Genomic DNA, 13205 nt, shown 5'->3' on the forward strand with positions numbered 1-13205 from the left:
GGCAGGGCAGCGTGCATGGCCGATCGGTTCGCAGGTTGTTTCAGACGGCGGTGCGCTGCGCCTTCTCCTGCTCGGCGCGGCCGCGCACGATGCGCTTGGCCTCGGCCCAGTCTTCCGGCGTCATGGCGCTCATCTCCGCGAAGGTGCTCGGCGCGGCAAGGTGATGGCCGCCGTCGATCGCGATGTTCTGCCCGGTCAGGTAGTCGCAGCCGTCGGACTGCAGGAACATCAGCAGGTTGCACAGCTCGTCCGTCTTGCCGAAGCGGCCCATCGGCACCTTCTCCGACGAGGCCGCGCCGACGTTGGCCTTCGGGATCGGCGCGAGCTTTTCCCAGGCGCTCTCGGTCGGGAACGGCCCGGGCGCGACCGCGTTCACGCGGATGTTGTGGCGGCCCCATTCGACCGCGAGCGACATCGTCATCGCATGCACCGCGGTCTTGGCCATCACCGACGGCAGTACATAGGGAGAGCCAGTCCAGACCCAGGTGACCAGCATGCTCACCACCGAGCCCGGCAGACCTTGCGCGATCCAGCGCCGGCCGCAGGCGAGGGTGGCATACAGCGCGCCGTCCATGACCGTGGAGCGCACCGCCTCGAAACCGCGCGGGCTGATCTCGACCGAAGGCGCGATGAAATTGGCCGCCGCGTTGTTGACCAGGCCGGTGAGCGGACCACCCCGCCAGATCTTCTCGACCATGGCTTCCATCATCTCGGCGTTGCGCACGTCGCAGACGTGGTGCTCGATGCTGCCGCCGTGTGCCGCCGCCGCGCGCAGCTCGTCGACCGTTCCCTGGAGCACCGCCTCGCGCCGCCCGCAGATGTGCACCGCGGCCCCATGCAACACGAAGCTGCGCGCCAGCTCCTTGCCCAGCCCGGTGCCGCCGCCGGTGATGAGGATGCGTTTGCCCTTCAGGGCGTCGTCGCGGATCGGGCCGCTGGCCATCGTCGTCATCGATATTTCCTTTGCTCGTGGAACCCCGGCGCGCTCAGGCCGGGTTGATGCCGGCGACACCGCTGTAGCGGTCGCCGCCCTTCTGGTACTGCGAGAACATCTGCCGGCCGATGATGTGCTTCATGACCTCGATCGAGCCGCCCGCGATCTTCACGATGCGCGCGTCGGCGTAGGCACGCGCGATCGGGTATTCCCACATGTAGCCCCAGCCGCCGAACAGCTGCAGGCACTCGTCGACGATCTTGCAATGCGTGTTCGACAGCCACATCTTGGCCATCGCCGCGTCGACCGGGTCGAGTTCGCCAGCGATGAAACTCTCGATGCACTTGTCGGTGAACTGGCGCCCGACCACCGCCTCGGTCTTGAGCTCGGCGAGCTTGAACTGCGTGTTCTGGAAGTCGCCGATGGTCTTGCCGAAGGCCTTGCGATTCGCAACGTAGTCGACCGTCCACTCCACCACCGTCTCGGCCACCGTGGCCGAGCGGATCGCCTGCGCCAGCCGTTCCTGCGCCAGCTTGGTCATCATCAGCTCGAAACCGCGGCCTTCCTCGCCGAGCATCGCGGAGGCCGGCACCCGCACCTCGTCGAAGAACAGCTCGGAGGTGTCCTGCCCCTTCATGCCCAGCTTCTCGAGGTTCTTGCCGCGCCGGAAGCCCGGCAGGCTGGTGTCGACCAGGAACAGCGTGACGCCCTTGGCACCTGCCGACGAATCGGTCTTGGTCGCGAGCACGATGACATCGCACAGCTGGCCGTTCGAGATGAACACCTTCTGGCCCGAGATCAGGAAGTCGTCGCCGTCGCGCACGGCCTTGGTACGGATCGCCTTGAGATCGGAGCCGGCGTGCGGCTCGGTCATGCCGAGCGAGCCGATCGCCTCGCCGCGCACCATCTTCGGCAGCCAGTGCTGCTTCTGCGCTTCCGAGCCGAACGACTTGACGTAGGTGGCGACCAGGTCGCAATGGATCATGAAGCCCGGGCCGGTGAAGCCCGAGCGCGCCATTTCCTCGAACACCACGACGTCGAACAGGTAGTCGGCCTCGGCGCCTCCGTATTGCTCCGGGATCGTGCAGCAGAGCATGCCGGCGGCACCGGCCTTGAGCCAGAGTTCGCGTGGCACGATGCCGTCGTGTTCCCACGACGCGTGGTGCGGCGCGATCTCGTTCTCGATGAACTTGCGCACCATGTCCCGGAAGGCGTCGTGGTCCTCGTTGAAGAGCCCGCGTTTGATCACATCGTTTCCTTCACAAACTGACTGTCAGGTCGCCAGGGGCGCGTCCGCCTCGATGCCGAGGGTGCGGCGCGCCTGCTTGAGATGCGGCATGTCGAGCATCGCGCCGTCCAGGCCCACCGTGCCCGCGCCCGGCTGCGCCGCGAAGGCCTCGACCACGCGCCGGGCGTGTGCGAGTTCGGCCTCGCTCGGCGAGAAGGCTTCGTTGATGATGGCCACCTGGTCCGGGTGGATGGCGATGCGGCCGCGAAAGCCGCGGCGCCGCGCGACGGCACACGATGCGGCGAGCCCGGTCGGATCTCGGAAGTCGCCATACAGCGTGTCGATCGCCGGCACGCTGGCGGCCGCCGCGATGCACAGGCACATCGAGTTGGCCAGCGTGTACAGCGGCGAAAGGCTGCCGTCTGCCTCGCGATTGGAGATGGCGCCGATGGCCGCCGACAGGTCTTCGGCGCCCCAGGTGATGCCCGCCAGCCGTGGCACGTCGGCGGTGTAGCTGGCCATGGTGAGCATCGATTGCGCCGTTTCGGTGGCCACCGGCACGATGCGCACGGTGCCCGGCGCGATGCCAGCCCGCGCTTCGAGTGCATCGAGGCAGAACGCGATGCGGCGGATGTCGTCGGCGCCGAGGGTCTTCGGCAGCATGATGCCGGCCAGGCCCGGCACCACGACGGCCGCCAGGTCGTCCATTGCCATGCCGGAGTCGAGCGGGTTGATGCGCACATAGAGCCGGGTCGCCAGGCGCGATGCGTGCGCGCCGATGAACTCGACCGCCATGCCGCGCGCCGTGACCTTGCGGGGCGGCGCCACGGCGTCTTCGAGGTCGAGGATCAGCGCATCGGCCGGGCTGTCGAGCCCTTTCGCCAGCTTGCGTTCGCTGTCGGCCGGCACGAAGAGCATGGAGCGCAAGGGCATCTAGCGGGCCTCCGGCTTGCGCAGCATCAGGGCCTGGCGCTTCAGCGTGGCGACTTCCTCGTCGCGCTGGTTGAAGCCCTGATGCAGGAAGGTGACGATGCCGGCATTGGGCCGCGACTTGCTGGCACGCACTTCGAGCACCGTCGTGCGCGAGCGCAGCGTGTCGCCGGCAAACACCGGGAACGGAAAGCGCACGTCGGTCATGCCGAGGTTCGCCACCGTCGTGCCGAGCGTCGTCTCCTGCACCGACAGGCCGATCACCAGGCCGAGCGTGAAGATGCTGTTCATCAGCGGCTTGCCGAACTCGGTACTTTTGCAGTACTCCGCATCGATGTGGATGGCTGCCGGATTGCAGGTGGCGTTGCTGAACCACATGTTGTCGGAGTCCAGCACGGTGCGCCGGATCTCGTGGTCGAACTGCTGGTCGACCACGAACTCTTCAAACCACTTTCCAGCCATCGGTAGATCTCCTGTTGCACCCAGCGTATAGATGTACATGATACGCATGTGTACGATAACAGAACCCCGGAGAAACCCACATGCCCGCACTCGTCAATCGCCAGATCCGCCTGAAGTCGCGTCCGCCCGGCATTCCCCAGGCCGAGCACTTCAAGCTGGCCAGCGTGCCGGTGCCCCCACTGCAGCCTGGACAGGTGCTGGTGCGCAATCTGTTCCTGTCGGTCGAGCCGGCCATGCGCGGCTGGGTCGCGGCGGTCGCCAACTATTCGCAGCCGGTGGCGATCGGCGCAGTGATGCGCTCGTTCGCGGCAGGTCGGGTCGAAGAATCGCACGACCCTGCGTTCCCGGTTGGCGCGCAGGTGACAGGCCTGTTCGGCTGGCAGGACTACGCCGTGGTCGATGCCACCGGCATCGAGCGCCGCGTCGAGGAAGACGACCTGCCGCTGTCCACTGCCCTGGGCGTGATGGGCATCAACGGCGTCACGGCGCACTACGGCTTGCTCGAACTGGGGCGGCCCAAGGCCGGGGAGACCGTGGTCGTGTCCACGGCCGCGGGCTCGGTCGGCTCCTGTGTCGGCCAGATCGCGAAGCTGCACGGGTGCCGCACGGTCGGCATCGCGGGCGGCGAGGCCAAGCGCGCGCTGTGCACCGACCGCTTCGGCTACGACGCCGCGGTGGACTACAAGGCCGGCGACTTCGAGGCGCAGCTGGCGCAGGCCTGCAGCGCGGGCGTCGATGTGTACTACGACAACACCGCCGGCCCCATCAGCGATGCGGTGATGTCGCACCTGAACGTCGGTGCGCGCGTCGTGATCTGCGGCACCGCGTCGGTCGCGAGCTGGAACCCTGCCCCGCAGGGCCCGCGCGTCGAGCGGCACCTGCTGGTCAAGCGGGCGCGCATGCAGGGCTTTGTGATCTTCGACCACGCGGACCACTACGCCGCCGCGCGCCATGACCTGGCGCAGTGGCTGCGCGAAGGCAGGCTCGTCTACCTCGAGGATGTGCTGGACGGCATCGAGCAGGCGCCCGATGCCATCGCCGGCCTGTACCGCGGCGAGAACCTGGGCAAGCGGCTGATCCGCCTCGCGTAGCCGCGCTGCGAGCCAAGCGTGCTTCAGGGCCCGGCACGTGGGCGAACCGGCATGCCTGGCAATTGCAGCAGCTGGTCGCCGCTCGAATCGGGCAGCAGGGGGCCGCGCCGGAACACGCCGCTCGCGCGCATCGCGAGCACCCCGTCGGCATGCACCAGCGCCTGCGAGAACACCAGGTTGCGCGTGACGCGAAGAATGTCGGCCTGACCCTGGACCCAGCTGCCGAGCGGTGCGCCGGCGATGAAGTCCATCTGCAGGCTGATGGTCGGCAGGAACACGCGCGGGATGTCGGTCTGGTACTGGGCCGCGGTCGACAGCAGGATGTCGACGAAGGTCGAGAGCATGCCGCCATGGCATTGCTGCCCCGGGTTGACCTGTTGCGGCCCGACGCGAAAGCCCAGTTGCAGGTGCTCGTCGTGCCAGCGGGCGTAGAGCGGGCCGTTGTGCGTGGCGAAGATGCCGCCGATGTCCGCGGCTTCGAATCCTGCCGCCGGGCCAGCCATGTGCGTGTCCGTCATGCGTGGTGAAGGCCTCGAGGTTTCAAAGGGTTCGCTGCATGCCGCGCCATTGAGTGGCCAGCGCGTCGCGGTGTTCCGGCGCCGCCACGCCGATCAGGGCTTGCGCGCGTGCATCGAGCGACAGGCCGCGCAGTTGCGCCGCGCCGTGTTCGGTGACGACGCAGTCGGCCAGTGCGCGCGGCAGCGTGCACAGCGCCTGATCGTTGAAGGCCGGCACGATGCGCGACAGCGTGCCGCCACGCGCCGTCGATGCGAGGCAGATCAGCAGCCGGCCGCCTTCGGACGCAAGCGCTCCTTGCGCGAAAGCGGGCAGGCCGCCGGCGCCTGCCTGGATGACACCGCCCGCGCGTTCCGAATTGACCTGCCCGAACAGGTCGACTTCCACGGCTGAATTGATGGCGATGAAGCGCGGGATCGCGCCGATCACTGCCGGGTCGTGTGTGAAGCGCACGTCGCGCAGTCGAAGCGGCTCGAGCCGCGCGACGAAGTCGTGCAGCGAGGCATCGCTCAGCACCACGCCGGTGTGCATCGGCGCATCGCGGTCGATCGCGCCGGCCTCCCACAGCGTGCGCAGGCCGGACGGCATCATGCCCCCGTGAAAGCGCAGGCGCCGATGCGAGGCCAGGGCGTCGGCCAGCGCCAGTGGCACCGCGCCGATGCCGAACTGAAGCGTGTCGCCGTCACGCACCAGGTTCGCGGCGTGGGTGCCGATGCGCTTCTCGGTCTCGCCGGCCGGTGCATCGGGAAAGGCCAGCAGCGGCGCATCGGCTTCGACGAAGCCGTCGAGTTCGGACAGGTGCACGCGAAAGCTTCCGCGCGTGCGCGGCATGCGCGGGTTCAGGTGCGCGACCCGCCGCTTCGCGCGCGACCACACCAGCGGCATGAAGTCGGCCACGAGTCCCGCGCTGCAGTAGCCGTCGGCATCGGGCATCGCGAGGTGGGCGATGGCGAGGTCGGGCGGCGGCAGCTCGCGCAGGTGGCGCGCGATGCCGAGGTAGTCGAGGCTGAACAGTTCCGCGCGGCCTTCGCGCATGCCGGCCCGCACCGGCCGGCTCATGAAGTAGGCAGCCTGCCGCGCTTGCGGATGCAGGCCGAGGTAGTCGGCGCGGTCGATGCCCGGGAACTGGACGCCGGTGAACGTCACGTCGCGCGCGCGCTCCGGGTCGGCGCGCAACTCGTCCATGAGCACGGTCGATTCGTTGCTCAGCGTCGGCACGAACACGCGCTGGCCTGGCTGCATCGTGTCGGTCAGGCATGTCGCCGTCATGTCAGGTGCTGTGCCTTCGCGAGCGTCTTGCGGGCGAGGCGTGCCGTGCCGGTCATGAGGCCGGTGCCGTCCTGCGTCCGTGCGGCCAGGTCGTAGACCGCGAGTGGCCCGTCGACCCGCGCCAGCGTGCCGTGCAGGACGATCGCGTCGCCGAGCTTCGCGATGCCGGTGAAGCGCGTCTGCAGGTGCGCGACGCAACCGGCCCCGAAGTGCGAAGTGCAAAGCCGAGCGGCGTAGGCCATGCTGAGCATGCCATGCACCACCGGCCTGTCGAAGCCTGCGGCCCGTGCGGTGGCGAGGTCCAGGTGCAGCAGGTTGTGATCGCCGGACGCAGCGGCGAAGAGCGCCAGGTCGAGCGCGGTGACGGGCTCGCATGGCAACTCGATGCGCGCGGGCCAGGCCGGCTCGGTCATGCGGGCTGCACCGCGTTGCGCACCAGGATCGTCTGCCGGCTGGTCGCAGCCGCCTGCGCGCCGAGCCGGTAGTGCGTGTCGACCACGATGAAGGTGAAAGCACCTTCCTTCTTGTCGTGGATGTCGGCCACCGTGCGGCTGATCTCGATCTCGTCGCCGACATGCATCGGCGCGTGGATGTCGAACGATTGTTCCGCATGCAGCACGCCGCGCAGCGGCACCTCGATCAGCGTCATCAACTGCGCGCTGCTGAAATGCTCCCCCTCGATGGCCTTGAGGAAGGTCGGCGGCACCGGGCAGGCGCGGTGGCCTGCCGCGCGGGCGAGCGCTTCATCCCAGTACACCGGATCGGTCTCGCGCGTCGCCTGGCAGAACAGCCTGACGCGCCAGCCATCGATGCGGACCCGCGTCGGCGTGGTCGTGAAGCCGACGCGGCTGCGGTCGGTCATGCGCAGGCTTGCTCGAGAGTCGGGCGCAGCCTGGACCAGGCCGCCAGCGTCTCGGGATCGGATGCCGCGGCCACGGCCTCGCGCTCTGACCATGCCCACATCAGCGGGCCGCCGGTCCACGCTGGCGTGACGCCCGCCAGGCAGGCCGCGACGTCGAAGAAGGCCAGCGTGCCGGTCTCGCGCCCGGCTGCGGCACGCATGACCGTGCGCGCCTGTTCATGCAGGTCGCCGCCCGCCTGCTGAAGGCGCTGCAACAGGCTGTCCGCCTCGTAGGTGCGCCATGGCAGGCACCAGAGCTTCGCCGCGAGCGCGGCCAAGAGTTCGGCGGCGGCGTCGTCCGCGCCCACGATCTCCAGCACGCGTCCATAGGGGCCGGGCGGCGCCAGCACCGCCGCCGGCAGCGTCGCGTCGCCGCTGGGCGCGGCGACTTGCACGCCATCGCCGAGCACGCGCAGCGCGACACGTTGCCGCTCGCCCTGCGCGTCGACCAGTTCGAGGGTGTCGGCCGGCAGGCTGGCATCGGCGGCCTGCGGCAGCTTGCTTCGGCCCAGCGCTTCCGCCCAGGCGCCGCGCGCCGGGCTGATTGCGCCGATGCCGATGCGCTCGATGTGCACGTCCTTCGGCGCCGCCAGCTCGCGTTCGGCACGCAGCCGTTCGAGGAACAGGGTGCGCACCATGTTGCCCGCCACCGGGTTGAACATGAGCCGCAGGAACTGGGTCATCTCGACATCGGTCGCCTCGGCAAGCGGAAGGTGGGCGCCCTTGAGCACGCTGTCGACGATGGCGCTGTAGGCTGGGTACAGGTCGAAGCTTTCCGGCGTCACGCCATGCCGCAGGGCGACCGCGCGCGCCGTGTCCTCGCTCCATGCGGGCACATCGTCCTGCGCGAGCCGGCCGAACTTGCGACTTGCATCGTAGGGCTGGCCGTGCAGGGAGCGCGCGACGGTCTTGGCCGCTTCCAGCAGCTGCGCCGCGGGAACGGTGCGCTCGAAGATGCCGAGGCGCACCGCCTCGGCGGGGTCGATCGAGCGGCCGGTCAGCAGCATGTCCATCGCGTCCTCGAATGGCGCCAGCCTGGGCACGCGCTGCGTGCCGCCGGCGCCAGGCAACAGGCCCCAGCGCACTTCCGGCACGCCGATCTGCGTGCGCGGCGCGTCGGTGACCAGGCGCACGCGGCAGGCCAGCGCGAGTTCGAGCCCACCGCCCAGCGCGATGCCGTTGACGGCGGCGACCCACGGCTTGCCGGACGCCTCCATGCGCACGAACTGGCGCCCCAGCCGCCCGCACATCGCGAACATCTCGTCGTGCGTCCCGCTCCTGGCGCGATCGGTGTAGCCGCGCACCATGGCCAGGTCGGCACCGGCCAGAAAGGTCGCCTTGCCCGAGGTGACGACCACGCTGTGGACGGCGGCGTCGCCGTCCACGCGGTCCATCAGTGCATCGATGGCGTTCATCAGGTCGGCCGAGAACACGTTCATCGTGCGGCCCGGCATGTCGATGGTCGCGACCAGCACGCCGTCGGCGTCCAGCGTGGTGTGGATCAGGGTTTCCAAGGCATCTCCTGCGGGCGTGGCGGCGTTCAGGCGTACTTCTTGAAGTCGGGCTTGCGGCGCTCGTTGAAGGCCTTGACGCCTTCCTTCGATTCGTCCGACTGGTAGTAGTGCTTGACGGTCTGGATGCCGAGGAAGCCGATGCCGCGGATGTTCTCGGTGTCGGCGTTGAACGAGCGCTTGGCGATGGTGAGCGCGGTCGGGCTCATCTCGTTGATCTCCTTGCACCACTGGGCGACCTCGGCGTCGAGCTGGTCGTGCGGGACCACCTTGTTCACCAGGCCCATCTTCTCGGCCTCGGCGGCGCTGTACTTGCGGCACAGGAACCAGATCTCGCGCGCCTTCTTCTCGCCGACGATGCGCGCCAGGTAGGCGGTGCCCCAGCCCGGATCGACCGAGCCGACCTTCGGGCCGACCTGGCCGAAGGTGGCCTTCTCGCTCGCGATGGTCAGGTCGCAGAGCGTGGCGAACACGTTGCCACCGCCGATGGCGAAGCCCTGCACCTTGGCGATCGACACCTTGCGCAGGTCGCGCAGCGCGGTCTGCATTTCCTCGATCGGCATGCCGACCGTGCCGCGCGGGCCGTACAGGCCGTCCTCCGACAGGTGAACCTTCTGGTCACCGCCGGTGCAGAAGGCCTTGTCGCCCGCGCCAGAGAGCACCATCACGTTGGCACTCTTCTCCTCGTCGGCGCGGCGCAGGCCGTCGATCAGCTCTTCCAGCGTCTGGTTGCGGAAGGCGTTGTAGACCTCCGGGCGGTTGATCGTGATGTGCACGGTGCCGTCGCGCACTTCGTACAGGATGTCCTTGTATGCCTTGCTCATGTCGTCGCTCCTATGGCTTGTTCGTGGGTTCAACCGTGCATGCTGAGGCCGCCCGAGACGCTGATGGTCTGGCCGGTGATGAAGGCGGCGTCGTCGCTGGCCAGGAAGGCCACGAGCCCGGGATAGTCGTCGGGCACGCCGATGCGCCCGAGCGGCACGCCGCGCACCATCGCGTCGCGAATCTTCTGGCCCTGCTCGCCGGTGCCGACGAAGGCGTCCATCGCGGGCGTGTCGGTCGGGCCGGGGCACACGGTGTTGACGGTGACGTTGCTGCGTGCCACTTCGCGCGCCAGTGCCTTCGCGAAGGCGATCGTCGCGCCCTTGCAGCCGGAGTAGACGACCTCGCCGGTCGAGCCGACGCGGCCCGCATCCGAGGCGATGTTGACGACCCGGCCGCTCTTGCGCGCGGCCATGCCCTTGGCGACCGCGTGCGTCATGTGCAGCGGGCCGAACCAGTTGATGGCGGTGACCTTCTTCCAGAACGCCTCCTCGGTCTTGAGGAAGGGCATGGGCGTGTCCCAGCCGGCGTTGTTGACCAGGATGTCGGTGCCGGCGCCGGTCTTCTCCTCGAAGCCCGCGACCGCGGCCGTGACCTGCGCATAGTCGGTGATGTCGCACGCCACCGCGATGGCCTTGCCGCCGGCGGCCTCGATCGCCGTGACGGTGTCGCCCGCGCCCGCCGGGTTGATGTCGAACACGCCGATGGTCGTGCCCTCGGCGGCCAGCCGCAGCGCGATGGCACGGCCGATGCCGCTGCCGGCACCGGTCACGATCGCGGTCTTGCCTTTCAGTCCTCGCATGAAGTCTCCTGTTGTCGAAAAAAAGAATGAGTGGGGATGGATCCGGGCTCAGGCGCCGTGGCGCCCGACGATCGAGACCGCACTGACGTTCTGGTGCGGATGGCCGCCGAGGTTCTGCGTCAGGCCGATGTCGACCTTCTTCAACTGGCGCTCGCCCGCGCGGCCGTGGATCTGCTGGTACACCTCGTACACCATGCGCAGCCCCGAGGCGCCGATCGGATGGCCGAAGCACTTGAGGCCGCCGTCGGGCACCACGGGCAGGGCGCCGTCGCGGTCGAACACGCCGTCGAGCACGTCGTGGATGGCGCGGCCGGGCGCGCTGAAGCGAAGGTCTTCCATCAGCACCGCTTCGGTCACCGAGAAGCAGTCGTGCACCTCGGCCATGTGCACCTGCGTGCGGGGGTCGGTGATGCCGGCGGCGGCATAGGCACGCTCGCCGGCGGTGCGGGCCGTGGCGATGTGCGCGCCGTCCCAGTTGTTGAAGCCGGCTTCCTCGCCATTGCTGACCGACACTTCGAGCGCCTTGATCGTGACGAGCTCGGCATCGGGGCGCAGGGCACGCGCGATCTCGGGCGTGGTGAGGATGGCGCAGGCCGCGCCGTCGCTCACGCCGCTGCAGTCGTACAGGCCGAGCGGCGCGGCAATCATCATGGCCTTGAGTACGTCTTCCTCGGTGATCTTGTTGCGCAGATGCGCCTTGGGATTGAGCGACGCGTTGTCGTGGCTCTTGACCGAGATGTGCGCCATCGCGCGCCGCAGGTCCGCGATCGACACGCCATGCTTCGCCGCATAGGCGGAGGCCAACTGCGCGAAGGCGCCGGGCGCGGTCGAGTTGGGCAGCCACAGGTCGTTGGTGATGCCGCGCGTGCGCACCGGCAGGCCGCCGTAGCCGGTGTCCTTGAGCTTCTCGACGCCGAGCGCGAGCACGATGTCGTAGGCGCCCGCCGCCACCGCGTAGGCGGCACCGCGCAGGGCTTCGGTGCCGGTGGCGCAGGCGTTCTCGACCCGCGTCGCGGCGATGCGCGGGAGGCGCAGCGCCTGCGCCAGCGGGCCGGCCGTCTTGCCCACGTTGTTCTCCTCGAGGCACACGCCGAACCAGGCGGCCTCGATCTGCCGGAAGTCGATGCCGGCGTCGGCGACCGCTTCGTTGAAGGCCTCGAGCATGAGGTCTTCCGGGCCACTGTCCCAGCGCTCGCCGAAGCGCGAGCAGCCCATGCCGAGGATGGCGACCTTGTCGCGAATGCCGGTGGCCATTACTTGATCTCCGTCGTTGCGCCGGCGCTCTCGGCACGGGTCGGCGTGGCTTTCCAGAAGTAGCGCCGGAAGCCGCGCTTTCGGTCGAATTCCTTCACGCGGTAGACCATGCGCAGGGGCAGGCCGACCGACAGCTCGCCGACGTCGGTGTCGGTGAACTCCATCAGCACGCGGCCGCCGCCCTCGAAGTCGATGTGGCCGAACTGGAACGGTGGGTCGGGCGTGTAGCCGAGGAAGTCGGTGGTGTGCGACATGACGCGCGCCGGCACGTCGGCAAGGGAGGTCGGTTCCTGCGTGTCCTGCGCGCGGCATTGTGGGTTCACGCACAGCCGCGAGCGCGGGAACTGCACGGTGCCGCAGGCGCTGCAACGCCCGCCCTCGAAGCGTGATGCAAGGGCGTGGTCGCGCCAGGCGGCGGTCAGCGCGGTCTTGTTGTCCATCTCGGCGCGCATGCCCCAGGCCAGCTCGATCTGCTGGGTGAACGACAGGTACTTCATGTAGCTGGTCTCCGGGCGGCCCGCGTCCGGTACCGGGCCGGGGCAGGGCACGGCGGTGCGGCGCAACAGCAGCGCATCGCAGCCACTGCCGAATGCGGCGACCAGGACCAGTTCGCCCGGCCTGGCGGCACGCAGCGCGATGTCGAGCATCGCCAGCGGTTGCGCACTGCCGAGGTCGCCGACGTTCTCGTGCTCCGCCGACACCAGCGCCGTCGCGGCGATGCCGACCTTCTTCGCGACCGCGTCGTTGATCCGGGCCATCGGCGCCGGCATCGCGAAGCGGGCCACGTCGGCGGCTGCCACGCCACCGTCCTTCAGGCATTGGCGGATGGTGGCGACGGCGATCTTCATGTAGCCCTCGTCGCGCACCCAGCGCTCTTCCCAGGCGTATTCATGCTCTTCGCCGGTCTGGCGAAAGTGGTCGACAAGGTCGGCGTGGGTGCTGGCGCTGGCGACCCACGTCGCGATGGCATCGCCCGTGCCGACCAGCGCGCCGGCGGCGCCGTCGCCGAAGATCATTTCCTGGGCGCTCGCCGGCCGCGCGACGCGGCGTTCGGCGGCGAGCAGCATCCGCGGGGCGCCGTCCTCGGGCCGCCGCAGCGTGGCCGAGAGTTCCGTGAGCGCAGCGCGTGCGCTGGAGGTCGCATCGCGCAGCGTCGCGCCGGAGTCGATGCCCAGCGCCGAGGCGACGATGCCGGCGTTCAGGCGCTCGGCAAAGGGCAGGGTGGTGGACACCAGCGTCAGCTCGACTGCAGCGGACGCGGGGAGCGCCTGCTGCAGCAGACGGCCGACCTCGACGGCCATCGTCACGCTGTCCTCGTCCCAGTTGGCGACGGCGCGCCGGCCCCTGGCCAGCGACTTGAGTCCCGGTGCCATCCAGCGATGTTGTGCGAGCATGTCGATGCGCTCCAGGCGCAGGCGCGGCACGTAACGCGTGGTGGCCAGCAGGCCGAAGCTTGTCTCTGTCTCGTCCATGGATTCAGGCGCC

At 69.2% G+C, this 13205-nt stretch carries 14 protein-coding genes; 1 reads left to right on the forward strand and 13 read right to left on the reverse strand.

Going from position 1 to position 13205, the window contains the following annotated elements; all coding sequences use genetic code 11:
- Window positions 1-40 precede the first annotated feature (40 nt).
- Genes HB681_RS21175 through HB681_RS21190 form a run of 4 tightly spaced genes read right to left on the reverse strand, consistent with a single transcriptional unit; the run spans window position 41 to window position 3554 of the window.
- On the reverse strand, window positions 41-952 hold the full coding sequence (locus tag HB681_RS21175; protein ID WP_256735029.1) for an SDR family oxidoreductase: 912 nt from the start codon (window positions 950-952) through the stop codon (window positions 41-43).
- Between the two features lie 34 nt (window positions 953-986).
- A complete protein-coding gene (locus HB681_RS21180) occupies window positions 987-2183 on the reverse strand; it encodes an acyl-CoA dehydrogenase family protein (RefSeq protein ID WP_213956845.1) in 1197 nt (398 codons plus the stop codon).
- 24 nt (window positions 2184-2207) lie between these two features.
- Window positions 2208-3095: a CoA ester lyase gene (locus tag HB681_RS21185; protein WP_213956846.1), complete on the reverse strand. Its 888-nt coding sequence runs from the start codon at window positions 3093-3095 to the stop codon at window positions 2208-2210.
- On the reverse strand, window positions 3096-3554 hold the full coding sequence (locus HB681_RS21190) for a MaoC family dehydratase (RefSeq protein WP_213956847.1): 459 nt from the start codon (window positions 3552-3554) through the stop codon (window positions 3096-3098). It lies immediately after the preceding gene.
- Between the two features lie 80 nt (window positions 3555-3634).
- On the opposite strand from HB681_RS21190, the gene HB681_RS21195 reads away from it, so the two are divergent.
- A complete protein-coding gene (locus tag HB681_RS21195) occupies window positions 3635-4645 on the forward strand; it encodes an NADP-dependent oxidoreductase (protein WP_213956848.1) in 1011 nt (336 codons plus the stop codon).
- Window positions 4646-4668: 23 nt separating this feature from the next.
- Here the strand turns inward: HB681_RS21195 and HB681_RS21200 are convergent, their stop codons facing one another.
- Genes HB681_RS21200 through HB681_RS21240 form a run of 9 tightly spaced genes read right to left on the reverse strand, consistent with a single transcriptional unit; the run spans window position 4669 to window position 13192 of the window.
- Complete coding sequence (locus tag HB681_RS21200; RefSeq protein ID WP_213956849.1) at window positions 4669-5163, reverse strand: PaaI family thioesterase; 495 nt, start codon at window positions 5161-5163, stop codon at window positions 4669-4671.
- 22 nt (window positions 5164-5185) lie between these two features.
- The gene (locus HB681_RS21205) at window positions 5186-6430 is read right to left on the reverse strand and encodes an acetyl-CoA hydrolase/transferase C-terminal domain-containing protein (RefSeq protein ID WP_213956850.1); all 1245 of its coding nucleotides are present in this window, start codon (window positions 6428-6430) and stop codon (window positions 5186-5188) included.
- The gene (locus tag HB681_RS21210; protein WP_213956851.1) at window positions 6427-6843 is read right to left on the reverse strand and encodes a MaoC/PaaZ C-terminal domain-containing protein; all 417 of its coding nucleotides are present in this window, start codon (window positions 6841-6843) and stop codon (window positions 6427-6429) included. The genes HB681_RS21205 and HB681_RS21210 overlap by 4 nt, the downstream gene beginning before the upstream one ends.
- On the reverse strand, window positions 6840-7292 hold the full coding sequence (locus HB681_RS21215; RefSeq protein WP_213956852.1) for a MaoC family dehydratase N-terminal domain-containing protein: 453 nt from the start codon (window positions 7290-7292) through the stop codon (window positions 6840-6842). Before HB681_RS21215 ends, HB681_RS21210 begins: the two co-directional genes overlap by 4 nt.
- Window positions 7289-8845 (reverse strand): enoyl-CoA hydratase-related protein, encoded by a 1557-nt coding sequence (locus HB681_RS21220; RefSeq protein WP_213956853.1) that lies wholly within the window; start codon window positions 8843-8845, stop codon window positions 7289-7291. The genes HB681_RS21215 and HB681_RS21220 overlap by 4 nt, the downstream gene beginning before the upstream one ends.
- A gap of 26 nt (window positions 8846-8871) precedes the next feature.
- The gene (locus HB681_RS21225) at window positions 8872-9666 is read right to left on the reverse strand and encodes an enoyl-CoA hydratase-related protein (protein WP_213956854.1); all 795 of its coding nucleotides are present in this window, start codon (window positions 9664-9666) and stop codon (window positions 8872-8874) included.
- Between the two features lie 29 nt (window positions 9667-9695).
- Window positions 9696-10466, reverse strand: coding sequence for a glucose 1-dehydrogenase (locus HB681_RS21230; protein ID WP_213956855.1), 771 nt, complete (start codon window positions 10464-10466; stop codon window positions 9696-9698).
- Between the two features lie 48 nt (window positions 10467-10514).
- Entirely contained in the window at window positions 10515-11720 is a 1206-nt protein-coding gene (locus tag HB681_RS21235) for an acetyl-CoA acetyltransferase (RefSeq protein ID WP_213956856.1), read from the reverse strand.
- A complete protein-coding gene (locus HB681_RS21240) occupies window positions 11720-13192 on the reverse strand; it encodes a 3-oxoacyl-[acyl-carrier-protein] synthase III C-terminal domain-containing protein (RefSeq protein WP_213956857.1) in 1473 nt (490 codons plus the stop codon). The genes HB681_RS21235 and HB681_RS21240 overlap by 1 nt, the downstream gene beginning before the upstream one ends.
- Window positions 13193-13205 lie beyond the last annotated feature (13 nt).

The organism is Variovorax sp. dw_954, from assembly GCF_018449755.1.
Lineage (GTDB): Bacteria > Pseudomonadota > Gammaproteobacteria > Burkholderiales > Burkholderiaceae_C > Variovorax.

Bases quoted from the DNA above. Each gene is read 5' to 3' on its own strand.
- HB681_RS21175 (WP_256735029.1), bottom strand. From the start codon at position 952: ATGACGACGATGGCCAGCGGCCCGATCCGCGACGACGCCCTGAAGGGC.
- HB681_RS21185 (WP_213956846.1), bottom strand. From the start codon at position 3,095: ATGCCCTTGCGCTCCATGCTCTTCGTGCCGGCCGACAGCGAACGCAAG.
- HB681_RS21190 (WP_213956847.1), bottom strand. From the start codon at position 3,554: ATGGCTGGAAAGTGGTTTGAAGAGTTCGTGGTCGACCAGCAGTTCGAC.
- HB681_RS21195 (WP_213956848.1), top strand. From the start codon at position 3,635: ATGCCCGCACTCGTCAATCGCCAGATCCGCCTGAAGTCGCGTCCGCCC.
- HB681_RS21200 (WP_213956849.1), bottom strand. From the start codon at position 5,163: ATGACGGACACGCACATGGCTGGCCCGGCGGCAGGATTCGAAGCCGCG.
- HB681_RS21205 (WP_213956850.1), bottom strand. From the start codon at position 6,430: ATGACGGCGACATGCCTGACCGACACGATGCAGCCAGGCCAGCGCGTG.
- HB681_RS21210 (WP_213956851.1), bottom strand. From the start codon at position 6,843: ATGACCGAGCCGGCCTGGCCCGCGCGCATCGAGTTGCCATGCGAGCCC.
- HB681_RS21215 (WP_213956852.1), bottom strand. From the start codon at position 7,292: ATGACCGACCGCAGCCGCGTCGGCTTCACGACCACGCCGACGCGGGTC.
- HB681_RS21225 (WP_213956854.1), bottom strand. From the start codon at position 9,666: ATGAGCAAGGCATACAAGGACATCCTGTACGAAGTGCGCGACGGCACC.
- HB681_RS21230 (WP_213956855.1), bottom strand. From the start codon at position 10,466: ATGCGAGGACTGAAAGGCAAGACCGCGATCGTGACCGGTGCCGGCAGC.
- HB681_RS21235 (WP_213956856.1), bottom strand. From the start codon at position 11,720: ATGGCCACCGGCATTCGCGACAAGGTCGCCATCCTCGGCATGGGCTGC.
- HB681_RS21240 (WP_213956857.1), bottom strand. From the start codon at position 13,192: ATGGACGAGACAGAGACAAGCTTCGGCCTGCTGGCCACCACGCGTTAC.